The organism is Agromyces ramosus, from assembly GCF_030817175.1.
Classification (GTDB): domain Bacteria; phylum Actinomycetota; class Actinomycetes; order Actinomycetales; family Microbacteriaceae; genus Agromyces; species Agromyces ramosus_A.
In genome coordinates, this window is the sequence record NZ_JAUSYY010000001.1 from 1,437,395 (window position 1) to 1,460,156 (window position 22,762).

The following is a 22,762-nucleotide window of genomic DNA, read 5'->3' on the forward strand; positions in this document are numbered from 1 at the left end:
GCGCCGACTGCCCGGTTGGTCGCTGGGGACCTGGCAGTGGGACCATGCTGGCGCGCACGCCTTCCGGTGGGCGGGCCGTGCCGTTCGTCGTCGCCCAGCGGCGGCGCTCGTGCGACGAACGGCTGATCGGCGACGACGAACGACGGCTACGCTGGCCTGCATGCCCGAGTCGATGCTGCTCGCCGCTGCGGCCGGCGTCGTCGCCGGCGTGCTCGCCGTCGGCGTCGTGCTGTTGCTGCGCCGCATCGTCCTCGCCTCGAAGGATCTCGGCACCGACGTCGAACGGGCGACGTACCAGACCCTGCACCTCGCGTCCCGCGCGGCGACGCATCTGCGCGGCGGCCTCGGCGAGCCCGACGCGGTGCGCGCGGTGCGGCACCTCCGCACCCTCCTCGCCTGCGACGGCCTCGCGATCGTCGACCGCTCGGGCGCCGCCACGGTCGACGGCGATCACGCCGCCGCCATCGGCCAGGTCGCGGCCCGCCTCGCGGCCGAGGCGAGCGCGTCGGGCAAGGCGCAGGTGCAGCGGCGCATCACCATCGGCGAGCGCGAGACCGACGCGGTCGCCGCCCCGATCCTCACGAGCGGCCGGGCGGTCGGGGCGATCGTCGCCTTCGCCGCGCCGGTTCGCGCCGGCCTCGTGCGGGCGACCGGCGAAGTGGCCGACTGGGTCGCCGCCCAGGTCGAGCTGGGCGAGCTCGACACCTCACGCGCGGCGCTCGCCGAGGCCGAGGTGCGCGCACTGAGGGCGCAGATCAGCCCGCACTTCATCTACAACTCGCTCAACGCGATCGCGTCGTTCATCAACACCGACCCCGCGCAGGCGCGCGAGCTCGTGCTCGAGTTCGCCGACTTCACGCGGTACTCGTTCCGCCGGCACGGCGACTTCACGACCGTCGCCGAGGAGCTGCGGTCGATCGACAGCTACCTGCGGCTCGAGCGGGCGCGATTCGGCGACCGCCTGAAGGTGACGCTGCAGGTGGCGCCCGAGGTGCTCTCGACGGTCGTGCCGTTCCTCTCCATCCAACCGCTCGTCGAGAACGCCGTACGGCACGGGCTCGAGGCGAAGGAGGGCGGCGGTCGCATCACGATCACGGCGGAGGACTCCGGGGCGTTCGCCGAGATCAGCGTCGAGGACGACGGGGCGGGCATCGACCCCGAGGTCCTCGCCACCGTGCTCGCGGGCGGCGCGCCGGGCGAGCACGTCGGGCTCCGCAACGTCGACGCGAGACTCCGCCAGGTCTACGGCGACGAGCACGGCCTCGTCGTCGAGACGAACGTGGGTTCGGGCACCCTCGTGCGCATGCGGGTGCCGAAGTCGCAGCCCGGCCGCGTGGGCGGGCACGTACGCACCGGGCCCGTCGCGCCGGTCGCGCCCGTCGCGCCCGTCGACACCGATGACGAGAGGATGCCGCGATGATCTCCGTGCTGATCGCCGACGACGAGCAGCCCGCGATCGATGAGCTCGCGTTCCTGCTCCGTCAGGACCCGCGCATCGGGGTCATCCACCAGGCCTCGTCGGGCGCCGAGGCGATCAGGCTCCTCACGCGCGAGCCCGTCGACGCGGCGTTCCTCGACATCCACATGCCCGGGCTCAACGGCTTCGACCTCGCCCGCGCGCTGCAGCGCTTCGAACACCGCCCCGCGCTCGTCTTCGTCACCGCCGATGAAGAGGGGGCGCTCGAGGCGTTCGACCTCGCGGCCGTCGACTACCTCCTGAAGCCCGTGCGCACCGAGCGTCTGCACCGATCGATCTCACGGGTCGTGGAGTCGTTGAAGGCCGCCGCCGCGCCCGCGACGGGCGCCGCGGCATCCGCTCACGAACCCGAGGTGATCGCAGTCACACTCGGCGGCACGACCCGGATGATCCGGCGCGACGAGGTGCGCTACGTGCAGGCGCAGGGCGACTACGCCCGGCTGCACACCGAAGAGGCGAGCTACCTCGTGCGCGTGCCGATGGCCGACCTCGAGCGCCAGTGGGCCGACGCGGGCTTCGTGCGCGTGCACCGCTCGTACCTCGTCGCGCTCGGCCACGTGACCCGCATCCGGCTCGGCTCCGACCATCCGAGCATCACGGTCGGCGGCGCCGAGCTGCCCGTGAGCCGCCGGCTGCTGCCCGCGCTCCGCGAACGGCTCGAGGCGGCGACCATCCGGGCGCGGCCGTGAGCGAGCGGCAACCCGACGAGCACGAGGCGACGGATGCCCCGCCGCCTCGGGTGCGCGTGACGGCTCCGCGACCCGGCTCGGCGGCGGCATCCGATCGCCCCATTGCGGGCGGGCACGCGGATGCTCCGACGAGCGACATCGCGGGCGTCTACGTGCGCTCGCTGATCCGCTCGCAACTGCGCATCGCGATCGTGTTCGCGGTCGGCTTCGCGTCGGCGACCGCGCTCTTCGTGCTCGCGATCGCCCTCGTGCCCGAGCTCGACGTGACGTTCGTGTTCGGCGTGCCGCTGTCGTGGCTGCTGCTCGGCGTCGGCGTGTACCCGCTCGCGATCACGGTCGGCGCGCTCTACCTGCGTGCGGCGACGCGCAACGAGTCGCGGTACCGCTCGCTCACGGAGGAGGAGTGAACGCCGCGGTCGGCTACGCCGCGATCGCGGCGGTGGCGCTCAGCTCGGCCCTCATCGGCTTCTACGGGTTGCGCATCTCGCGCACGACGAGCGACTTCTACGTCGCGTCGCGCACGGTGCGCCCGTGGTGGAACGCCTCGGCGATCGGCGGCGAGTACCTCTCGGCGGCCTCGTTCCTCGGCATCGCCGGGCTCATCCTCCTCACGGGCTCGGCCGGTCTCTGGTTCCCGATCGGCTACACCGCCGGCTACCTCATGCTGCTGCTCTTCGTGGCGGCGCCGCTGCGCCGCTCGGGCGCGTACACCATCCCCGACTTCACCGAGGCGCGCCTCGACTCGCGCTGGGCACGGCGGGTCACGAGCCTGCTCGTGATCATCATCGGATGGTTCTACATCGTGCCGCAGCTGCAGGGCGCGGCACTCACCGTGCGGATCACGACCGGGCTGCCCGCGTGGGTCGGCTCGCTCGCCGTCGCCGTGATCGTCGCGGTCGTCGTCTCGGCGGGCGGCATGCGCTCGATCACGTTCGTGCAGGCGTTCCAGTTCTGGCTGAAGCTCACGGCGCTCGCGGTGCCGGTGGTGGCGATCCTCCTCGTCATCGGCGGCGGCGACTCGGAGGCCGTCGCGTTGCCGCCGGCCGAGGCCTTCCCGCCCGCGGCGGGGCCCGGTGATCTCGACGTGTACCGCACGGTGTCGCTCATGGTCGCGCTCCTGCTCGGCACGCTCGGGCTGCCGCACGTGCTCGTGCGGTTCTACACGAACCCCGACGGCGGGGCGGCCCGCCGCACGACCGTGATCGTGCTCGCCCTGCTGTCGGTGTTCTACCTGTTCCCGACCGCGTTCGGCTTCCTCGGCCGGGCGTTCGCACCCGACCTCGCGCAGCCCGGCGAATCCGACGCGCTCATCCTGCTGCTGCCCGACCGTCTCGTGCCGGGTCCGCTCGGCGAGCTGCTCACCGCGCTCGTCATCGCCGGCGCCTTCGCCGCATTCCTCTCGACCTCGTCGGGGCTCGTCGTCTCGCTCGCGGGCGTCATCAGCCAGGACCTGCTCGGCGGCAGCGTGCGCGGGTTCCGCATCGCCGCGGTGCTCTCGTCGTTCGTGCCGCTCGTCGTGGCGCTCGCAACCGAGTCGACCGGTCTCGCCGGCAGCGTCGGGCTCGTCTTCGCGTTCACGGCGTCGACACTCTGTCCGGTGCTGATCCTCGGCATCTGGTGGCGCGGGCTCACGGCACGCGGCGCGATCGCGGGCATGGTCACCGGCGCGGTGCTCTCGGGCGGCGCCATCCTCGGCGGCGCGGCCGTCGCAGCGGCGGCGCCCGGCATCCGTCCGTTCCTCGAACAGCCGGCCGCGTGGACGGTCCCGCTCGCGGTGCTCGTCACCGTGGTGGTCTCCCGTACCGATCGCCGCGGTGCACCTCGCGGTACCGACGCGTTCCTCACCCGCCTGCACGTGCCGGAGCGCGAGGGGCGCTGATCCCGTGGGAGCGCCCGCTCCGCGGCCGATCCCGCACCGCTCGCGCGGCCGGGCCGAGCTGCCACCAGTAGACTCGGCCGGTGCTCCTGCCCGTCGCCCTCTCCGTGCTCGTCGGCGCGCTGGCACAGCGCATCACCGGCATGGGGTTCGCCCTCATCGCGGCACCGGCACTCGTCATCCTGCTCGGCCCGTTCGACGGCGTCGTGATCGTCAACCTCTGCGCCGTCGTGTCGTCCATGCTGATCCTGCCCCGCGTCTGGCGGCACGTCGAGTGGTCGCGCTTCGGCTGGCTCGTGCTCCCCGCGCTCGTGGGCACCGTGGCCGGAGCGGTCGTCGCCGCGCGGCTGCCCGGTCCGGTACTGCAGGTGAGCATCGGCGCGCTCGTCGTGATCGCACTCACCGTCTCGCTCATCGTGACGCGCACCGACCACGTCGCGAACGGTCGAGCACCGGCGATCGTCGCGGGTGCGGCATCCGGATTCATGAATGCCGCGGCCGGCGTCGGCGGGCCCGCGCTCAGCGTCTACGCGGTCGCGACCCGGTGGCCGCAGGTCGCATTCGCCGCGACCGCGCAACCGTATTTCGTCGCGATCGGCATCGCGTCGCTCGTCGGCAAGCTCGGGGCCACGGGCTGGGAGCTGCCCGCGCTCGAGCCGGGCGCATGGCCCCTCGTCATCGGCGCCCTGCTCGTGGGCCTCGGTCTCGGCGAACTGCTGCACCGCCGAATCCCGCATCGAGCCGCGCGCATCGCCGTCGTCGTGATCGCCTACGCCGGCAGCGCCGCCGCGATCATCGACGGCGCGTCGAAGCTCTGGGGCTAGCGTCGGCGATCAGGCCGGGCTCAACTCTGCGGCTGCCGCCCCGCCACCTCGACCGGGCGGTCGCCCCACGCCGCGAGTCGCTCCTCGAGCCCGGCCCGAACCGCGGGCCAGTCGTCGATGATCACCGAGTACACGGCGCTGTCACGCCAGGTGCCGTCGGCGCGACGCTTGTGGCGACGCAGAACACCGTCGAGCTGCGCGCCGAGCCGCTCGATCGCGGCGCGGGACCTGGCGTTGCCGGCGTCGGCCTGGATCTTCACGCGGCCGAAGCCGTGGTCGAACGCGAGGCCGAGCAGCAGCAGCTTCGTCTCAGGGTTCACCGCGGAGCCCCACACGCCGGGATCGTAGGCGGTCCATCCGATGTGGGCCGACTCGTTCGCCAGGTCGAAGTCGGCGAGCTTCGTCGCTCCCACCACCCGGCCCTCATCAGGTCCGCCGCGCAGCCTCACCGTGTACGGCATCGCGTTCACGCCGCCGGAGTAGTAGTCCCGCGCGAACGCCTCGTATGCCGATGCATCCGCCGGAAGGCCGGCCGGCCCGCCGCCGTATCCGCCCGCGAACACCTCGGGCCGACAGAGGGCCCGGTACAGGGCGGGAATGTCGGCCTCCCGGAACGGGGTGAGGCGGATGAAACGGCCGGTCAGTTCGGCATCGGCGGGGCGCAGTGCGGTCACACCACGAGTCTGGCACGGCCTTCCGCTGCGACATCCGGCCCCCATACGATCACGAGTGCACGATCTCGCACAACGAAAGGTGGGGGGCGATGGGCGCTCTGGACGACATCACGAAGAAGGCACAGGACTTCGTCGAAGAGAACAAGGACGCGATCAACGACGCGTTGAACAGCGAGCAGGCTGAAGACATCAGCGACAAGCTGCTCGAGGGCGTCACCGACGCGGCGAAGAAGGTCGTGCCCGAAGAGCACCACGACAAGGTCGACGATGTGGCCGCCCACATCGACAAGGCGGTCGGCACCGAGCCGTGAACCCGAGCACTGAGAACGCAGAAGGGGGCCGATGTCGCGCAGTCGCGACATCCGCCCCCTCTCTGCTGTTCGGCTCCTGCGGCCTCAGTCGAGCAGGTCGTGCAGGGTGACGATCTCTTCGCGGCCGGGGCCGACGCCGATCGCGGAGATGCGCGAGCCGCTCATCGCCTCGAGCTCGCGCACGTACGACTTGGCGTTCGCCGGGAGGTCGTCGAACTCGCGCGCGCCCGTGATGTCTTCGGTCCAGCCCGGGAATTCCTCGTAGATGGGCTTCGCGTGGTGGAAGTCGGATTGCGACACGGGGATCTCGTCGACACGCTCGCCGTCGACCTCGTAGGCGACCGCGACCGGGATGCGCTCGATACCGGTGAGCACGTCGAGCTTCGTGAGCACGAAGTCGGTGACGCCGTTGATGCGCGCCGAGTAGCGGGCGATCGGGGCGTCGTACCATCCGGTGCGGCGACGGCGGCCCGTGGTGGTGCCGAACTCGTGACCCTGTTCGGTGAGGAAGTCGCCCCACTCGTCGAAGAGCTCGGTGGGGAACGGACCCGCGCCGACGCGCGTCGTGTACGCCTTCACGACCGCGATGACGCGGTCGATGCGGTTCGGGGCGATGCCCGACCCGGTGATGGCCCCGCCCGAGGTCGCGTTCGACGACGTCACGAACGGGTAGGTGCCGTGGTCGACGTCGAGCATCGTCGCCTGGCCGCCCTCGAAGAGCACCGTCTCGCCGCGCTCGATCGCCTGGTGCAGCAGCAGCGACGTGTCGGTGACCATGGGCCGCAGCCGTTCGACGTAGCCGAGCAGCTCGTCGACGACCTCGTCGACACCGATGGCGCGACGGTTGTAGACCTTCACGAGCAGGTGGTTCTTCTGGTCGAGTGCCCCCTCGACCTTCTGCCGAAGGATGTTCTCGTCGAACAGGTCTTGCATGCGGATGCCGACGCGGTTGATCTTGTCGGCGTAGGCCGGGCCGATGCCGCGGCCGGTGGTGCCGATCTGGCGCTTGCCGAGGAAGCGCTCGGTGACCTTGTCGAGCGTGCGGTGGTACTGGGTGATGAGGTGCGCGTTCGCCGAGATGCGGAGCTTCGAGACATCCACCCCGCGGCTCTCGAGGCCCTCGAGCTCTTCGAAGAGCACCTCGATGTCAACGACGACGCCGTTCGCGATGACGGGCGTGACGCCCGGCGTGAGGATGCCCGACGGCAGCAGGTGCAGGGCGTACTTCTCGTCGCCGATGACGACGGTGTGCCCGGCGTTGTTGCCGCCGTTGAACTTGACGACGTAGTCGAGGCGCGACCCGAGCAGGTCGGTCGCCTTGCCCTTGCCCTCGTCGCCCCACTGTGCACCGATGAGTACGGCGGCGGGCATATCAGTCCTCTCCTGCCGCGTCGTGCGCGGCCGGTTCGTCGGTCGGGTCGGCAGCGCGGGCTTCGAGCCCGGTCGCCGGCGGGATGAGCCCGGGTGCGGCGATGATGGTCATCAGCTGCGTGGGGGTGTACTCGGAGGCGATGCGCGCCGGCGCGTCGGAGTCGGCGGTCGCGAGCTCGTCGGCGAGCCGCGTGGCCCGCGAGTCGAGGCCGAGCTGCTCGGCGGCGCGGCGCTGCGTGTCGAGGGCGCGGAGGTAGGGGCGATTGCGCTCATCGGACCAGGCGACCGGATCGCCCGGCTGCCAGCCCGACTCGGAGAGCTGCTCGCGGGCGAGGTCGGCGGCGACGGCGGCGAACGCGAACGCCTCGATGGCGCGGCCCTCGGAGTCGGCGATGTCGGCGAGCTCGGTCCAGGCGAGCGGCGACGACGGATGCCCCGACACGACGCCGGCGACCGACGAGCGATTGCCGTCGGCGAGCTCTCGTCGCACCTCGGGTTCGTCGACGAGTGACGCCTCGGCCTCGTGCGGTGATTCGTCTGCAGTCACACTCAACCTTATCGCGGGGGTGTTTCGGGGCCGTGAAGCTGCACCCGCTCTGCGCAGACGAGGGGCCGGACCATCCGGCCCGACCCCTCGTCCTCATCGGTTCAGTGGGTCACTGCACCACGTTGAGCGCGTTCACGTTGCCGGCTCCGTAGAACCCGTTGCGCTGGCCGCCCGTGCAGGTGGCCGGCCACCCGGGACGCGGCTCGAAGACGCCGTCCGGGCATGCCAGCGGGGTCGCCGTGCGCTCGAGGAACGAGGCGAGCTGGCCCGTCGTCAGGCCGGGGTGGGCCGACAGGGCGAGGGCCGCGACACCGGCCGCATGCGGTCCGGCCATCGAGGTGCCCTGCTTGTAGCCCCATCCGTTGGTCTGCGTCGCCGTGTTGTAGGTGGTCGAGAGAATGCCATCGGTGAGGGTCGACACGGCGCCGTTGGTGCGGAAGCGGGTGTCACCGCCGGGAGCCGTGACGTCCACGACGCCCTGGCCGTACGACGAGTAGTAGCTCTTCTGCTCGGTCGGGCCGACCGCCGACACCGTCACGACGCCCGGCGCCTCGGCCGGCAGGTCGCGGCAGGCGCCGTTGATCGTGCGGTCCTCGATGGGCGAGCTGCCGTCGTTCGGGCTGGTGCTGTCGATGAACTTGTGCTGCAGGTCGACGTTGCTGTTGCCCGCCGAGGCCACCGTGAGGGTGCCCTGTGCCGACGAGTAGCGAAGGGCGCGCTGCACGGCCTGCCAGACCGGCCGCTGCCGCTCGTCGTTCACGCAGTTGAACTCCCACGGGTCGATGAAGTAACTGTTGTTCGTGATGGGCATGTCGTGGTCGGCGGCCCAGAGGTACGCGCAGATGGCCGCCTCGGGGAAGATGAAGCCGTCATCGTTGACGACCTTGACCGACGCGACCTTCACGCCCGGCGCGACGCCGGCGATGCCGACGCCGTTGATGGCGCCCGCGATCGTGCCCGCGACGTGGGTGCCGTGGTCGGAGGTCGTCGGGCTCCAGGCCGCGACGCTCGTGTCGACGACGCCGCCGATGCACGAGGCGCTCTGGTCGAACGCGATCTGCGAGGCGAGGTCGGGGTGCGTCGGCGAGATACCGGAGTCGAGCACGCCCACCACGACCGACGGGTCGCCCGTCGTGACCGCGTGCGCCTCAGCGACGTCGATCTGCGCCATGTCCCATTGCTGGCCCCAGAGCGGCTCTGCCGTGGGGTCGCCGGTGGCCTCGACGGTCGTCGAGTCGACGACGTCGCTGGCCTCGTCGTCCATCAGCGTCGTGCCGAGCCCCGCCGTGGAGGCGACGGACTCGACGCCGGCGCCGGCGACGGCAGCCGAGAACGCGGTGTTCGTCGACTTCGCGACGAGGACGCCGATCTGGTTATAGGCGGCGACGACGGTGCCGCCGGCCGCGGCGACACGCGCAGCGGCGGCTTTCGTGCTCTTGCCCTGCGGGGCGAGTACGAGATAGCTGGTCTCCGGCCCGGTGGCTGCGGCCGGTGCGACGGCCGTGCCCATGAGGCCGAGCGCGAGCGCCGCGGCTGATGCCGCACCGATCACCTTTCGGTTCTTCATCCCTGTCTCCTTCGATGGGGTGGAGTGCCCGCCGACCGCGTCGGTCGCCGGCCCGGCCTCGTCCAGTGGGTGCGACGAGCAGCGGCGCCGGATGAGGCCCGCGACCGGTGGCGCAACTCTATTGCCCGCACGTCGTTCGTGGTGAGGCCGGCGGCAGAAACACGCATCTCGCGCCGATTAGGCTTGACGCCATGTCCAAAGTCCTCTCCAGCCTGCCCGTCGGCGAACGCGTCGGCATCGCCTTCTCCGGCGGCCTCGACACTTCGGTGGCGGTCGCGTGGATGCGCGAGAAGGGCGCGGTGCCCTGCACGTACACCGCAGACATCGGGCAGTACGACGAGCCCGACATCGCTGCGGTCCCCGGGCGCGCGAAGGAGTACGGCGCCGAGATCGCCCGGCACGTCGACGCGAAGATCCCGCTCGTCGAGGAGGGCCTGGTCGCCCTCGCCTGCGGCGCGTTCCACATCCGCTCGGGCGGCAAGACCTACTTCAACACGACGCCTCTGGGTCGCGCCGTGACGGGCACGCTCCTCGTGCGTGCCATGAAGGAGGACGAGGTCGACATCTGGGGCGACGGCTCCACCTACAAGGGCAACGACATCGAGCGGTTCTACCGCTACGGCCTGATGGCCAACCCTCGCCTGCGCATCTACAAGCCGTGGCTCGACTCCGCCTTCGTCACCGAGCTCGGTGGCCGCAAGGAGATGAGCGAGTGGATGGTCGCCCGCGGCTTCCCCTACCGCGACTCCACCGAGAAGGCGTACTCGACCGACGCGAACATCTGGGGCGCGACCCACGAGGCGAAGCGCCTCGAGCACCTCGACACCGGACTCGACATCGTCGAGCCGATCATGGGCGTCGCCGCCTGGCGCGACAATGTCGAGGTCGCGACCGAAGAGGTGTCGGTGCGGTTCGAGGCGGGCCGGCCCGTCGCGATCAACGGCACCGAGTTCCCCGACGCCGTGGCCCTCGTCTACGAGGCGAACGCGATCGGCGGCCGGCACGGCCTCGGCGTCTCCGACCAGATCGAGAACCGCATCATCGAGGCGAAGAGCCGCGGCATCTACGAGGCGCCGGGCATGGCGCTGCTGCACATCGCCTACGAGCGGCTGCTGAACGCGATCCACAACGAAGACACGATCGCGAACTACCACGCCGAGGGGCGCCGTCTCGGTCGTCTCATGTACGAGGGGCGCTGGCTCGACCCGCAGTCGCTCATGCTCCGCGAGTCGATCCAGCGCTGGGTGGGCTCGGCCGTCACGGGCGAGGTGACGCTGCGCCTTCGCCGCGGCGACGACTACACGATCCTGAACACCGAGGGCCAGTCGCTCAGCTACCACCCCGACAAGCTCTCGATGGAGCGCGTCGGCGATGCGGCATTCGGCCCCGAAGACCGCATCGGCCAGCTCACCATGCGCAACCTCGACATCGCCGACTCGCGCGCGCGCCTCGAGCAGTACGCGGCCCAGGGCATCGTCGGCGGCGCGACCGCCGAGCTCGTCGGCGACCTGCGCGCCGGCGAGTCGGCCGAGATCATGGCCGGCGAGGTCGAGACCGACCTCGAGGCAGCGACGGATGCCGCGAACGAGGCTGCGGCGTTCGACCTCGGCACCGACTGAGCGACTGACTCGCGGCACCGACCCCCGCACATCACTCGAGTCGTCCGTTTCTTGGAGACGGACGACTCGAGTGCGCCGTTTCGGGTTGCCGGCTCAGTAAGCCAACCACCGGAACCGGTTCCACACAAGAGGATTCCTCGCGAAACTCACGTCCTTCCGGTCCCCAAAAAGGGGGACACGACGCTCAGGCGGGCGTCTGCTGGTGCGCCGCCACGTGCCAAGCGCCGTCGTCGTAGAGATACGTCGTCGACATCCGAAGGTTGACGGTGTCGTCGCCACGGCGAGCCACGGCCCGGTACACGACGATGCCGGCCCGGTCGCCGAGCCGGATGACGGCCGGCTCGTGCAGCTCGTACGCGTCCCACGGTGGAACGCTGCGGAACGCCGCGAGGATCTCGTCGCGCCCGAGCATCGCGCCCTCGACGACCATGAGGGCGTCACGCGTCATCGCGCGCTGGTAGTGCTCACCGCCGCGACCCTCGACGATCGCCCGCCATCCGGCGTGCTCCTCGTGCAGCAGACGGGCGGGCAGATCGTCGGTGATCTCGGTCATGCCCCAACCGTAACCGCGATCGGATGCCGCCGGTAGGGCCGCGACGACGGAGATCGCCGTGGCGCGGCATCCGCTGCCTACAGCCAGTTGCGTCGCTTGAACACGCCGTAGAGCCCGAACCCCATGCCGATCATGAGCAGGATGGCGAAGGGGTAGCCGTACACCCAATCGAGTTCGGGCATGTACGTGAAGTTCATGCCGTAGATCGTGCCGACGAGCGTGGGGGCGAAGAGGATGGCCGCCCAGCTCGAGATCTTCTTCGTCTGCTCGCTCTGGGCGAGGCTCGTCTCGGTGAGGCGCTTCATCTCCTCGTTCTGCCGCTGTCCGACGAGCGTCGCGTGCACGGTGAGCGCGTTCTGCAGGAGTTGTCGGAACGACTCGCCGCGCTCCCCGATGCGGATGATGTGGTCGAGCACGTCGCGGAGGTACCGCTGCAGCTCGACGTCGACGCCGTACTTCTCGAAGCCGCGCTCGAGCGCGGTGAACATCTCGATGAGCGGCCTCGTCGCTCGCTGGAACTCCATGACCTCGCTCGCGAGGTCGTAGATGCGGCGGGTCACCGCGGGGTCGCCGTCGAAGAGCTGCTCCTCGATCTCGTCGATGTCGTTCTCAAGTCCTGCGAGCACGGGCGAGTACTCGTCGACGACCTCGTCGAGCACCGCGTAGAGCACCGCCTCGGGCCCCTTCGCGAGCAGCTCGGGCGCAGCCTCCAGTCGGCGGCGCACCCTCGCGAGGTCGGGCGACTCCGCACGCCGGATGGTGATCGCGAAGTCGCGGCCGACGAAGATATGCAGCTCGCCGAACTCGACCCGCTCGACGTCGTCGAGGTACCGCGCCGGCCGGAGCACCACGAACAGCGTGTCGCCGTAGCGTTCGAGCTTCGCGCGCTGGTGGCCCTTGCGCGCGTCCTCGACCGCGAGGTCGTGCAGGTCGAACTCCGAGGCGACCGCGCCGAGCTCGGCGTCGGTCGGCCGGTAGAGGCCGATCCACGCGAAGCCCCCGTGCTCGGCGCGCATCTCGAAGGTCTCCTCGAGGGTCGCGGGCGTGGCGACGCGTGCGCCGCCCTGGTAGATCGCGTTGTCGATGACCGGCATCGCTGCCAGTCTCGTGCCTCGCGTCGGCGGCACCCGGCCGACACGCGGCCCCGAGCGGCGAGGTCAGCCGTAGATGCGGTCGCCGTATGCGGGGCCGTAGTACTCGTCGAGCACCTCGAGTCGCTCGCCCTGGCGTTCGACCGTCTTGGAGATCACCGCGCGGCGCGGTGCCGCGTCGGGCGCCCAGCTGTCGGGCTGCCATGCCTGCGAACGCAGGAACGCCTTGGAGCAGTGGAAGAACACCTCGTCGACGTCGACCAGGAGCGCCAGTGCGGGCCGGTGCCCGCGCACGAGCATGTCGTCGAAGAACGCGGCGTCGCGCACGACCGTCGCGCGGCCGTTGATGCGCAGCGTGTCTCCCCGGCCGGGGATCACGAAGACCAGGCCGACATGCGGATTGCGCAGGATGTTGTGGAAGCCGTCGGCGCGTCGGTTGCCCGGTCGCTCGGGGATGGCGATCGTCGTGTCGTCGAGCACCACGGCGAACCCCGCGGGATCGCCCTTGGGCGAGACGTCGAGGTTGCCGTCGATGTCGGATGTCGCGACGAACGCGAGGGGCGCGGCGGCGAGCCACGCGCGGTCGACCGCATGCAGGCGGTCGCGCGCCTTGTTGGCGGTGCGAGGCTCGGGGAGGCCGATGATCTCCTCGAGCTCGGCCGAAGAGGTGACGGGGACGCCGCGTCGGGGCTGGTCGGTCATGCGGTCCACGCTACGAGGCGCGCCGCCGCGCTGGCCAGCGGATGGCGTGTTCCTTGCGGGGATCGGCCCGATCGTTGCGCTCGTGTCAGCGCGGGGGCGCGCCGAACTCGCCGTGCGTGAGCACCCAGGAGTGCATCGCGATCGCGGCCGCCGCGCTCGCGTTCAGTGAGCGCGTCGAGCCGAACTGCGTGATCTCGACGATCGCGTCGGCGGCATCGGTGGCCTCGGTCGAGAGGCCGGGACCCTCCTGCCCGAAGAGGAGCACGCAGCGCTCGGGCCAGGCGAACGCCTCGATGGGCACGGCGCCCGCCACGTTGTCGACGGCCACGATGGGGACGGATGCCTCGCGCGCCCACTCGGCGAACGCCGCGACATCCGGGTGGTACTCGAGGTGCTGGTAGCGGTCGGTGACCATGGCGCCGCGCTTGTTCCAGCGGCGACGGCCGATGATGTGCACGGTGTCGGCGGCGAACGCGTTGGCGCTTCGCACGATGGATCCGATGTTCATGTCGTGCTGCCAGTTCTCGATCGCGACGTGGAACGGATGCCGCCGCGAGTCGAGGTCGGCGACGATCGCGTCCATGCGCCAGTAGCGGTAGCGGTCGATGACATTGCGGGAGTCGCCGTGCTCGAGCAGCTCGGGGTCGAAGCGCGGGTCGTCGGGCCACGCGGCGCGGTCGCCGGGCCACGGTCCGACGCCGTGCGTGGGCAGCGCCGGCTCCTCGTGCGACGCCGAGGCGCCGTCGTCGGGCTCGCCCGGGGCATCCGCTCGCTCATGAACCACACCTCAACGCTAGCTGCCGCGCCGTCGGGCGGCGTGCACGCGCGAACGCGGCCCCGACGAGGCGCCGGAGCCGCGTCCCGTGTCACAGCCGGACGACCGTTACTCCTCGAACTCGACGTTGCCGCGGCATGCCTGGCCCGGTGACGGCACCACGCCCTTCAATCCGTGGCTCACGTACTTGCCGTAGCTCTGCACGTGGCCGTCCGTGACGAAGTCGTCAGGGATGTTGGGCTGGTTCTCCTGCGCGTCGGGCAGGTCCTGACCCGAGAACGCGCAGGCCGAACTGGCGTTGTGAGCGCCGGGGATCGGGTCTCCGTTCCCGTTGACCTCGCCCGCGTTGGCCGCTCCTGCTCCGCCCAGTACGAGCCCGAGTGCGACGACGCACCCGATGGTGATCCGCTTCATGGGTAATCCCACCTCTCTGTGAGTGACGGGCAGCCGCGCGAGTTCGGACCGGTGATTCGGGTTCAGACAATCCAGCGGGCCGCCTGTTGCGCCGCAGGGTACGCCCGCTGGGCAGGAACGGCCAGTCCCCCGTTCGGGGCCGGCGCTTCCTCGGTGCTTTTCGGTTCACCGAAATCTCGGTAGGGTTTCGGTATGCCGAAACGTGTCGCCGTCGCCACGATCCTCGCCGTTGCCACCCTGCTGCTCGGCGGGTGCGCCGGTGGCGCCGCGAACGGCGAGGGCGATGAGCGGCCGGTGGTGCTGACGACCTTCACGGTGCTCGAAGACGTCGCCCAGCAGGTCGCCGGCGAGCACCTCCGAGTCGAGTCGATCACGAAGGTCGGCGCCGAGATCCACGGCTACGAGCCCACTCCCGGCGACCTGCGGCGGGCGTCGGGTGCCGACCTCATCCTCGACAACGGCCTCAACCTCGAGGCCTGGTTCGCCCAGTTCGTCGAGAGCCTCGACGTGCCGCACGTCGTCGTGAGCGACGGCGTCGAGGTGCTGCCGATCGCCGAGGGCGCCGCCGAGGGCCATGCCAACCCCCACGCATGGATGTCGGCGCTCAACGTGCAGCGCTACGTCGACAACATGGTGGCCGCGTTCAGCGAGCTCGACCCCGAGCACGCCGAAGAGTACGCCGCGAACGGGGCGGCCTACCAGGCCGAGCTGCAGGCGGTGCACGACGAGCTCGTCGCCGACCTCGCGAGCCTGCCGCCCAACGAGCGGGCGCTCGTCACGTGCGAGGGCGCCTTCTCCTACCTCGCGCGCGACGCCGGCCTCACCGAGCAGTACCTCTGGGCCGTCAACGCCGAGCAGCAGGCGACGCCGCAGCAGATCGCGCGCACGATCGAGTTCGTCGACGAGCAGGGGGTGCCCGCGGTGTTCTGCGAGTCGACCGTCTCCGACGAGGCGATGCAGCAGGTCGTCGAGGCGACGGATGCCGCATTCGGGGGCACCCTCTACGTCGACTCGCTCTCCGAACCCGACGGCCCCGTGCCCACCTACCTCGAACTGCTGCGCCACGACGTCGACGTCATCACCGGGGCGCTCACCGGGAGCGCCCGATGAGCGGCCCCGCGGCATCCGTCGGCCACGCGGCATCCACTCAGGGCGGCCCGGCGCTCGACGTGCGCGGACTCACCGTGCACTACGGCGACGTGCTCGCCCTCGACGACGTGAGCCTCACCTTGCGACGTGGCACGATCTGCGGGCTCATCGGCATGAACGGCTCGGGCAAGTCGACGCTGTTCAAGGCGATCATGGGCACGGTGAAGCCCGACCGGGGCAGTGTCGCGATCGCCGGCCTCGCCCCGAAGCAGGCGCGGCGGGCCGGCATCGTCGGCTACGTGCCGCAGAGCGAGGAGGTCGACTGGTCGTTCCCGCTGAGCGTCTACGACGTCGTCATGATGGGCCGCTACGGCTTCCAGAACTTCATGCGGCACCCGCGACCGGCCGACCGCGCCGCCGTGGCCGAGGCCCTCGACCGCGTCGAGCTCACGGGCCTGGCCCACCGCCGTATCGGCGCGCTCTCGGGCGGGCAGCGCAAGCGAGCCTTCGTCGCGCGCGGCCTCGCGCAGGGCGCCGACGTGCTGCTGCTCGACGAGCCGTTCGCTGGGGTCGACCGGCGCAGCGAGGCCACGATCACCGAGCTCCTGCGCGAACTCGCGGCCGGGGGCGGCACCGTGCTCGTGTCGTCGCATGATCTCGAGGCGCTGCCGCGCCTCGCCGACGAGGCGATCCTGCTGCTGCGTCGCGTGCTGCTGCACGGCTCGCCACAGGAGGCGCTCCGGCCCGAACAGCTCGCCCGGGCGTTCGGCCTCGACCTCACCGGCCGAACGGAGGAGTGACGGTGAACCTCATCGACCTGCTCCTCGAGCCGCTCGGCTACGACTTCATGCAGCGCGCGTTCCTCGTGACCGTCACGGCGGCGATCGTGTGCGGCGTGCTGAGCTGCTGGCTCGTGCTCATCGGATGGTCGCTCATGGGCGACGCCGTCTCGCACGCCGTGCTGCCCGGCGTCGTGCTCGCGTACCTGCTCGGCACCCCGTTCGCCGTCGGCGCCCTCGTCTTCGGTGTCGCCGCCGTCGCCCTCATCGGCATCGTGCGCTCGACGAGCCGAGTGAAGGAGGACGCCGCCATCGGCGTGGTCTTCACGACGCTCTTCGCGCTCGGCATCGTGCTCATCTCGGTCGTGCCGAGCCAGACCGACCTCTCGCACATCCTCTTCGGCAACCTGCTCGGCGTCAGCGTCGCCGACCTCGTGCAGGTGCTCGTGCTCGGCGCGGTCACGCTCGCGATCCTGCTCCTGAAGCGCCGCGACCTCACGCTCTACGCCTTCGATCCGACACACGCGCACGCCATCGGGCTCAGCCCGAAGGTGCTCGGCGGGCTGCTCCTCGGCCTGCTCGCGCTCACGGTGGTCGTCGCGCTGCAGGCGGTCGGCGTGGTGCTCGTGGTGGCGATGCTCATCATCCCCGGAGCCACCGCATACCTGCTCACCGACCGCTTCGCGCGCATGCTCGTGATCTCGCCGGTCATCGCGGCCGCGTGCTCGATCGTCGGCATCTACCTGAGCTACTACCTCGACGCCTCGTCGGGCGGCATGGTCGTGCTCACGATGGGCGCCGTGTTCACCGTCGTCTACCTGTTCGCGCCGACGCACGGCATCCTCGGGCGGCAGGTCGCCGCCGCCCGGCGCCGTCGGCAGCAGCAACGGCAGGTGCAGGCGCAGGCGAACGCCTAGCCGGGCATGGAGCCGCCCCGAGGTGCCGGCACGGAATTGCGGCACCCCGGGACGGGGTCGTGGGTCGGGCGGCGGGGGTCGTGCGGGCTGAGGCCGGCTCGTGGCATCCGCCGCCCGAAGCGGACTCAGTCGTCGAAGCCGAAGCTCCACTCCCAGGTCGCGCCATCTGCGATGCGATACCAGGGCGTCGGCACCGCGACGACGGTGGTGTCGCCGCTCACCGCGACCTTGCCCGAGGGTGCCGTCACGAGTTCGCCGTCGACGTAGTACGCGACGCCGTCGACGTTCGTCGGCACCTGCACCTCGTCGTGGGCCGAGCCCGGGCGATCCTTGAACTTCGGCTCGCCCGGCGTCGCGTCGGTCGTGAGCACGGGCACGTTCGCGAAGTCCATGTCGCTCGCGAGGTAGTAGCCGGTGTACGACGGCTGGTTGTACGCCGTCTGCTGGCGGGCGACCTCGGCGCGGTACTGCACGTCGTGCATGAGGGTGGTCAGCTTGTGCGTCGTGACCTCGGTCGACGTGAAGATGCGCAGGGCGCTCGAGTCTGTCGTGCGCACGAGCAGTTCTTCACGCCAGTCGCCGAGCACGTCGGCGACGAGCGAGGGGTTGCCCTTCGTGCCGTTGTTCGTGCGCGTGTTCGTGGCGGTGAGCAGGCGACCACGGGTGTAGTCGTCGATCGTGACGTTCTGGTTGCCGCTGCCGTTGACGAGCTGGGTGGTCAGGTCGGCTGCCCAGCGGATGGACTGGTTGGTGCCGGGCTGCGCCCCTCCGAGGATGGTGCCGTCGGCGGCGCGCATCCGCATGCCCCAGTTCTCGATGCCCGCGACGTCCTTGCGCACGTCGCCGATCATCCCGCGACCCGTGTCGCGCCCGGAGTACTCGCCGAAGAGCACCTCTCCGGTGGCGGCATCCCGCATCGCCGAACCGTAGGGCGCCGAGGTCGCGCCCTCGTGCACGGTCCAGATCTCGAGGCCCGGACGCGCCGGGTCGATGTCGGTCACGTGCATCGCGTCGCCGTGGCCGAGACGCGCGAGCGTGCCGGGTGCGGCGCTGCCGGGAGGCAGCACGTCGGACGAGTTGTAGAGCACGCTGCCGTCATCGTCGATCGTGGCCGAGCCGTAGACGATCTCGTGCTTGCTGTCGCCGTCGACGTCGGCCGCGCTCAGCGAGTGGAAACCCTGCGTCGTGATGCCGCCGTAGACGGGGTCGGTGCCGTCGCGGCCGTGCGGTCCGTCGTTGAACGGGTTCGTCATCGGCACGTGGCCGCTGTCGACGAACCAGACCTTCTTCAGGTGCTTGCCGTTCCAGTCGTAGGTCGCGATCGTCGTGCGCGTGTAGTAGCCACGGGCGAAGACGGCCGAGGGGTGCTCGCCGTCGAGGTAGGCCACGCCCGCGAGGAACCGGTCGTTGCGGTTCCCGGGCTCGATGCGTGCCATGGCGTAGTCGCCCCACAGCATGCCGTCGTCGCCGCGCGGCGGCTCGTAACGCACGGTGTCGAGCTCGGCACCCGAGGCGCCGTCGAAGACGGTGAGGTACTCGGGGCCTTCGAGCACGAAGCCCTCGACGTTCGCGAGCACGTTGCGGGCGCTGCGGCTCGGCGCATACACGTCGTAGAAGTAGGTCACGAGCTCATCAGCGCTCTCGCGCGAGAGCGGGTACTCGTGCGCGACCGGGATGCCCCAAGCCTCTTCGAGCGTCGCCGGCCAGTTGCCCGCCACGACCTCGGGGTGCTCGGTCCACGCCATGAAGGTCTCGATGAGGTGCTCGCGGTAGCCCGCCTTGCTGATGCGGTAGTCGTCGGCGTGGGTCACGCCGGCCGTCGCGTCCTCGGCGGGGATGGTGATGAATGCGTCGGATGCCACGGAGCCGTCTTCGGCGTACTGCGTGCTCTTCGATCCGGGCGCCGTCTTCACCATGACCTCCGAGCGGCCGTCGCCGTCGAAGTCGTAGACGAGGAACTGCGTGTAGTGCGCGCCCGAGCGGATGTTGACGCCGAGGTCGATGCGGTTCAACAGCGTGCCGTCGAGCTCGTAGGTGTCGAGGTAGGCGTTGCCCGTGTACCCGACCTGCGAGTTGTCCTTCGCGTTCGACGGGTACCACTTCACGATGACCTCGTAGTCGCCGTCGCCGTCGACGTCGCCGACCGAGGCGTCGTTCGCCTCGTACGTGTAGGCCTCGCCGACGGGCGTGACGCCATCAGCGGGCTTCTGCAGCGGAAGGTCGTAGTAGCCCTGCGCCCAGGCGGAGACCGGGGCGGATGCCCCCAGCTCGATGCCGTTGACCACGGGGGCGACCGTGTACTGCGAGGAGGCGGTGCCCGCGGCATCCGCGAAGTTCGTGCTGTCGGTGACCGTGGCGATCTGCAAGCCGTCGCGGTAGACCGCGAAGTCGGGGCCGGCGAGGCCGGTGCCCGTGTCGGCGGCGCCGGTCGCCTCGGAGCCGAGCAGGCGCCAGCTGAGGAAGACACCGCTCGTTGTGGAGACGGCGACGAGGCCGCGGTCGAGCGCCTCGAGCTGCGGGACTCCGGCCGGCACGGCGTCGGGCGGCGCGGCGGTGGCGGCTTGCGCGACGCCGGCGATCATGCAACCGGCAGCGGCGACCGCGAGTGCTGCGCGGAACGTATGGGTACCGAGATTCATCGTCGAATCCTTCTCTGGGCGGGGAGGCCCTTTGGTTGGGATAGCGCTTTCCGTGCGGATACGAAAGTAGCCCCGGGGCGGCGACGGGTCAAGTCCGGCTGGACGATTGACACGATTCACACCCGCACGCGCGACCGTGCACGCCCGATATCCTGAGGCCGATGCCTGCTACGAGCCCCGCGATCGAGGACTACCTGAAGACGGTGTACGCGCACACCGAGTGGCAGCCCGACCCCATCACACCGTCGGTGCTCGCGAGCCGCCTCGGCGTCGCGCCGTCGTCCGTCACCGAGATGGTGAAGAAGATGGCCGCCCAGGGGCTCGTCGCGCACGTGCCCTACGGCGCGGTGCGCCTGACCGATGCCGGTCTCGCCCGCGCCCTCGGCGTGGTGCGCCGGCACCGGCTCATCGAGACCTGGCTCGTGCAGGAGATGGGCTACGGCTGGGACGAGGTGCACGACGAGGCCGAGGTGCTCGAGCACGCACTCTCCGACCGGTTGCTCGAAGCGATCGACGCCCGCCTCGGCCGCCCGGTGCGCGACCCGCACGGCGACGCGATCCCCGCGGCCGACGGCAGCCTCCAGCGCGGCCCGACCGTGCTCCTCGCCGACGCGGAGCCCGGTCGCACCGGTGCCGTCGTGCGCATCAGCGACCGCGACCCCGCCGTGCTCCGCGCCCTCGACGACGCCGGTGTCGGGCTCGACACGGTCGTCACGGTGACGGATGCCGCACCGGCATCCGTCATCGTCGTCGTCGGAGCCCGCGCACACACCCTCCCCCGCGCCGCCGCCGAGGCGATCTGGATCACCGCCTGACCGCCTGCCCCTCCCGCTGCCCGCATCCTTCAGGCACGATGGAGGGATGGGAGCCAAAGGCAAGCACAGCTCACCCGACCTGACCGACGCGCAGTGGCAGCGACTCGGAGCCTACGGCGTGCCGATCGAGGCCGCCGCGGGCGACGTGCTCTTCCGGTCGGGCGATCGGCGGTACGACCTCATCCTCGTCGAGAGCGGCACCGTCGACATCGTGCGCGAGCCGCTCGCGTGGGTCGAGGAGACGACCATCGCCACGCTCGGCGCGCGCTCGTTCGTCGGCGAGCTCGGGCTGCTCAACGGGCAGCGCGCGTTCCTCACCGCCCGCGTCGCCGAACCGGGGCGGATGCTCCGTGTCGACCACGAGGCGCTGCAGCGGCTCATGGCCGAAGACGACGAGCTCTGCGACCTCATGCTGCGCGCCCTGTGGGCCCGCCGCGAGGAACTGCGCAAGGGCCCCGCGGCCTGGACGCTGAAGATCATCGGCTCAGCGCGCTCGCGCGAGTCGGCGGCGCTGCGCAGGTACGCCGAGCGGCTCGACCTGGTGCATTCGTGGGTCGACGCCGACGACCCCGTCACGGCTGCGGCCTTCGCGAGCCACGGATTCTCGGCCGACGACCTCCCCGTCGCGATCGTGCAGGGCGAGAACGTGGTGCGGGCGACGCCCGGGCGCCTCGCGGAGCTCCTGGGCCTCGCCTACGCGGCAGAAGACGACTTCACCGTCGACCTCGCCGTCGTCGGCGCCGGGCCGGCCGGCCTCGCCGCCGCGATCTACGGTGCATCCGAGGGCCTGCGCACCGTGCTGCTCGACGCGGTCGCCCCCGGCGGGCAGTCGGCGGCCACATCGCGCATCGAGAACTACCTCGGCTTCCCGTTCGGCGTCAGCGGCGACGCCCTCACCTCTCAGGCATCGCTGCAGGCGTTCAAGTTCGGCGTGCGCGTCGTCGCCCCCTGCGAGGCGGTGCGCCTCGAGTCGACGACCGGCGGGCTCCAGCTCACGCTGGCCGACGGCGCGATCGTGAGTGCCCGGGCCGTCGTCGTCACGACCGGTGTCGCCTACCGCTCGCTCGACCTCGACCGCTGGAAGGACTTCGAGAGCGCCGGCATCTTCTACGCGGCCTCGCCGCTCGAGCTCCGGCAGGTCGCGGGCGCCGAGGTCGCCGTCGTCGGCGGGGCCAACTCCGCCGGGCAGGCGGCGCTCGCGCTCGCAGCGAACGGATGCCACGTGCGGCTCGTCGTGCGGTCGAACGACCTCTCCGCGCAGATGTCGAGCTACCTCGTCGACCGCATCGTCGAAGATCCGCGCATCGATGTGCATACCGGCTCGCAGGTCGTCGCCCTTCACGGCGACCACGACCTCGAGCGGGTCACGCTGGCCGGCGGCACCGACGGCACGGTGGAGTGCCGGGGCCTGTTCTGCTTCATCGGCGCAGAACCCGCCACCGACTGGCTCACCGGCGTCGAACGCGACGAGCACGGCTTCGTGCATACCGGTGCCGACGTCATCGGCCTCGGTGCCGCATGGCGTGACCTGGGCCGAATGCCGTTGCCGTTCGAGACCTCGATACCGCGCGTATTCGCTGCGGGCGACGTGCGCCGCGGGTCGATGAAGCGAGTCGCAGCCGCGGTGGGCGAAGGGTCGAGCGCCGTGGCATCCGTGCACCGCGCCCTGGCGGCTGCGGAGGTGTTCGCATGACCGAGCTGGCCCCGCCGCCCTCTGGCACGGGATGCACCGAGTGCCTCGCCGGCGGCGGGTGGTGGTGGCACTTGCGCCGCTGCGTGGAGTGCGGGCACATCGGCTGCTGCGACGCGTCACCGGCGCAGCACGCCACCGCGCACGCCCGCGACACCGGACACGACGTCGCCACCTCGTTCGAACCGGGCGAGAACTGGTTCTGGGATTACGCCGCAGGCGCCGCCGCACGACCGGTGCCGCTCTCGCCGCCGCTCTCGCGCCCAGACGACCAGCCGGCGCCCGGGCCCGAGGGTCGAGTGCCCGCCGACTGGCGCGCGCGCCTGCACTGACGCGTGACGAA

The 22,762-nt window shown here is 71.0% G+C and carries 23 protein-coding genes; 13 read left to right on the forward strand and 10 right to left on the reverse strand.

Features of this window, described 5'->3' with window-relative positions; translation table 11 throughout:
• Window positions 1–160: 160 nt before the first annotated feature.
• The 5 genes from QFZ26_RS06740 (at window position 161) to QFZ26_RS06760 (ending at window position 4,866) form a co-directional block, all read left to right on the forward strand.
• Window positions 161–1,420 (forward strand): sensor histidine kinase, encoded by a 1,260-nt coding sequence (locus tag QFZ26_RS06740; RefSeq protein ID WP_307040474.1) that lies wholly within the window; start codon window positions 161–163, stop codon window positions 1,418–1,420.
• Window positions 1,417–2,166 carry a LytR/AlgR family response regulator transcription factor gene (locus QFZ26_RS06745; RefSeq protein WP_307040475.1) on the forward strand — a complete coding sequence of 250 codons (750 nt, stop codon included), beginning with the start codon at window positions 1,417–1,419 and terminating at the stop codon, window positions 2,164–2,166. Before QFZ26_RS06740 ends, QFZ26_RS06745 begins: the two co-directional genes overlap by 4 nt.
• On the forward strand, window positions 2,163–2,573 hold the full coding sequence (locus tag QFZ26_RS06750) for a hypothetical protein (protein ID WP_307040477.1): 411 nt from the start codon (window positions 2,163–2,165) through the stop codon (window positions 2,571–2,573). Before QFZ26_RS06745 ends, QFZ26_RS06750 begins: the two co-directional genes overlap by 4 nt.
• The gene (locus QFZ26_RS06755) at window positions 2,570–4,045 is read left to right on the forward strand and encodes a sodium/solute symporter (protein ID WP_307040479.1); all 1,476 of its coding nucleotides are present in this window, start codon (window positions 2,570–2,572) and stop codon (window positions 4,043–4,045) included. Before QFZ26_RS06750 ends, QFZ26_RS06755 begins: the two co-directional genes overlap by 4 nt.
• 80 nt (window positions 4,046–4,125) lie before the next feature.
• Window positions 4,126–4,866, forward strand: a complete 741-nt coding sequence (locus QFZ26_RS06760; RefSeq protein ID WP_307040480.1) for a sulfite exporter TauE/SafE family protein — start codon at window positions 4,126–4,128, stop codon at window positions 4,864–4,866.
• Between the two features lie 20 nt (window positions 4,867–4,886).
• On the opposite strand, the gene QFZ26_RS06765 is transcribed toward QFZ26_RS06760, so the two are convergent.
• Window positions 4,887–5,540 (reverse strand): GNAT family N-acetyltransferase, encoded by a 654-nt coding sequence (locus tag QFZ26_RS06765; RefSeq protein WP_307040482.1) that lies wholly within the window; start codon window positions 5,538–5,540, stop codon window positions 4,887–4,889.
• 89 nt (window positions 5,541–5,629) lie between these two features.
• Between QFZ26_RS06765 and QFZ26_RS06770 the strand changes: the two genes are divergently transcribed.
• A complete protein-coding gene (locus tag QFZ26_RS06770) occupies window positions 5,630–5,851 on the forward strand; it encodes a hypothetical protein (protein WP_307040484.1) in 222 nt (73 codons plus the stop codon).
• Window positions 5,852–5,935: 84 nt separating this feature from the next.
• Here QFZ26_RS06770 and QFZ26_RS06775 read toward each other — a convergent pair whose 3' ends face one another.
• From QFZ26_RS06775 to QFZ26_RS06785, 3 genes are all read right to left on the reverse strand, one after another.
• Window positions 5,936–7,222, reverse strand: a complete 1,287-nt coding sequence (locus QFZ26_RS06775) for an adenylosuccinate synthase (RefSeq protein WP_307040486.1) — start codon at window positions 7,220–7,222, stop codon at window positions 5,936–5,938.
• 1 nt (window position 7,223) lies between these two features.
• On the reverse strand, window positions 7,224–7,769 hold the full coding sequence (locus tag QFZ26_RS06780) for a DUF3151 family protein (protein ID WP_307040488.1): 546 nt from the start codon (window positions 7,767–7,769) through the stop codon (window positions 7,224–7,226).
• Window positions 7,770–7,878: 109 nt separating this feature from the next.
• Window positions 7,879–9,336 carry a S8 family peptidase gene (locus QFZ26_RS06785; RefSeq protein ID WP_307040490.1) on the reverse strand — a complete coding sequence of 486 codons (1,458 nt, stop codon included), beginning with the start codon at window positions 9,334–9,336 and terminating at the stop codon, window positions 7,879–7,881.
• 191 nt (window positions 9,337–9,527) lie between these two features.
• Between QFZ26_RS06785 and argG the strand changes: the two genes are divergently transcribed.
• The gene (gene argG / locus QFZ26_RS06790) at window positions 9,528–10,955 is read left to right on the forward strand and encodes an argininosuccinate synthase (protein WP_307040492.1); all 1,428 of its coding nucleotides are present in this window, start codon (window positions 9,528–9,530) and stop codon (window positions 10,953–10,955) included.
• Window positions 10,956–11,139: 184 nt separating this feature from the next.
• On the opposite strand, the gene QFZ26_RS06795 is transcribed toward argG, so the two are convergent.
• The 5 genes from QFZ26_RS06795 to QFZ26_RS06815 all read right to left on the reverse strand — a co-directional run bounded on the left by QFZ26_RS06795 (window position 11,140) and on the right by QFZ26_RS06815 (window position 14,490).
• The gene (locus QFZ26_RS06795) at window positions 11,140–11,508 is read right to left on the reverse strand and encodes a nuclear transport factor 2 family protein (RefSeq protein WP_307040494.1); all 369 of its coding nucleotides are present in this window, start codon (window positions 11,506–11,508) and stop codon (window positions 11,140–11,142) included.
• Between the two features lie 77 nt (window positions 11,509–11,585).
• Entirely contained in the window at window positions 11,586–12,602 is a 1,017-nt protein-coding gene (locus QFZ26_RS06800; RefSeq protein ID WP_307040497.1) for a magnesium and cobalt transport protein CorA, read from the reverse strand.
• 63 nt (window positions 12,603–12,665) lie between these two features.
• Complete coding sequence (locus QFZ26_RS06805; RefSeq protein WP_307040498.1) at window positions 12,666–13,301, reverse strand: MSMEG_1061 family FMN-dependent PPOX-type flavoprotein; 636 nt, start codon at window positions 13,299–13,301, stop codon at window positions 12,666–12,668.
• Between the two features lie 85 nt (window positions 13,302–13,386).
• On the reverse strand, window positions 13,387–14,013 hold the full coding sequence (locus tag QFZ26_RS06810) for a TrmH family RNA methyltransferase (RefSeq protein WP_307044961.1): 627 nt from the start codon (window positions 14,011–14,013) through the stop codon (window positions 13,387–13,389).
• Between the two features lie 171 nt (window positions 14,014–14,184).
• Window positions 14,185–14,490: a hypothetical protein gene (locus QFZ26_RS06815; protein WP_307040500.1), complete on the reverse strand. Its 306-nt coding sequence runs from the start codon at window positions 14,488–14,490 to the stop codon at window positions 14,185–14,187.
• A 192-nt stretch (window positions 14,491–14,682) separates the two neighbouring features.
• Between QFZ26_RS06815 and QFZ26_RS06820 the strand changes: the two genes are divergently transcribed.
• Genes QFZ26_RS06820 through QFZ26_RS06830 form a run of 3 tightly spaced genes read left to right on the forward strand, consistent with a single transcriptional unit; the run spans window position 14,683 to window position 17,275 of the window.
• Complete coding sequence (locus QFZ26_RS06820; protein ID WP_307040502.1) at window positions 14,683–15,600, forward strand: metal ABC transporter substrate-binding protein; 918 nt, start codon at window positions 14,683–14,685, stop codon at window positions 15,598–15,600.
• Window positions 15,597–16,379, forward strand: a complete 783-nt coding sequence (locus QFZ26_RS06825; protein ID WP_307040504.1) for a metal ABC transporter ATP-binding protein — start codon at window positions 15,597–15,599, stop codon at window positions 16,377–16,379. The genes QFZ26_RS06820 and QFZ26_RS06825 overlap by 4 nt, the downstream gene beginning before the upstream one ends.
• Window positions 16,380–16,381: 2 nt before the next feature.
• Entirely contained in the window at window positions 16,382–17,275 is an 894-nt protein-coding gene (locus QFZ26_RS06830; protein ID WP_307040506.1) for a metal ABC transporter permease, read from the forward strand.
• A gap of 125 nt (window positions 17,276–17,400) precedes the next feature.
• Here QFZ26_RS06830 and QFZ26_RS06835 read toward each other — a convergent pair whose 3' ends face one another.
• The gene (locus tag QFZ26_RS06835; RefSeq protein ID WP_307040508.1) at window positions 17,401–19,914 is read right to left on the reverse strand and encodes a rhamnogalacturonan lyase; all 2,514 of its coding nucleotides are present in this window, start codon (window positions 19,912–19,914) and stop codon (window positions 17,401–17,403) included.
• Between the two features lie 161 nt (window positions 19,915–20,075).
• On the opposite strand from QFZ26_RS06835, the gene QFZ26_RS06840 reads away from it, so the two are divergent.
• The 3 genes from QFZ26_RS06840 to QFZ26_RS06850 are packed head-to-tail and all read left to right on the forward strand — an operon-like array spanning window position 20,076 to window position 22,751.
• Window positions 20,076–20,729 (forward strand): metal-dependent transcriptional regulator, encoded by a 654-nt coding sequence (locus QFZ26_RS06840; protein WP_307040512.1) that lies wholly within the window; start codon window positions 20,076–20,078, stop codon window positions 20,727–20,729.
• Between the two features lie 46 nt (window positions 20,730–20,775).
• Window positions 20,776–22,422, forward strand: coding sequence for an FAD-dependent oxidoreductase (locus QFZ26_RS06845; RefSeq protein WP_307040514.1), 1,647 nt, complete (start codon window positions 20,776–20,778; stop codon window positions 22,420–22,422).
• Window positions 22,419–22,751, forward strand: coding sequence for a UBP-type zinc finger domain-containing protein (locus tag QFZ26_RS06850; RefSeq protein ID WP_307040516.1), 333 nt, complete (start codon window positions 22,419–22,421; stop codon window positions 22,749–22,751). Before QFZ26_RS06845 ends, QFZ26_RS06850 begins: the two co-directional genes overlap by 4 nt.
• Window positions 22,752–22,762: the final 11 nt, after the last annotated feature.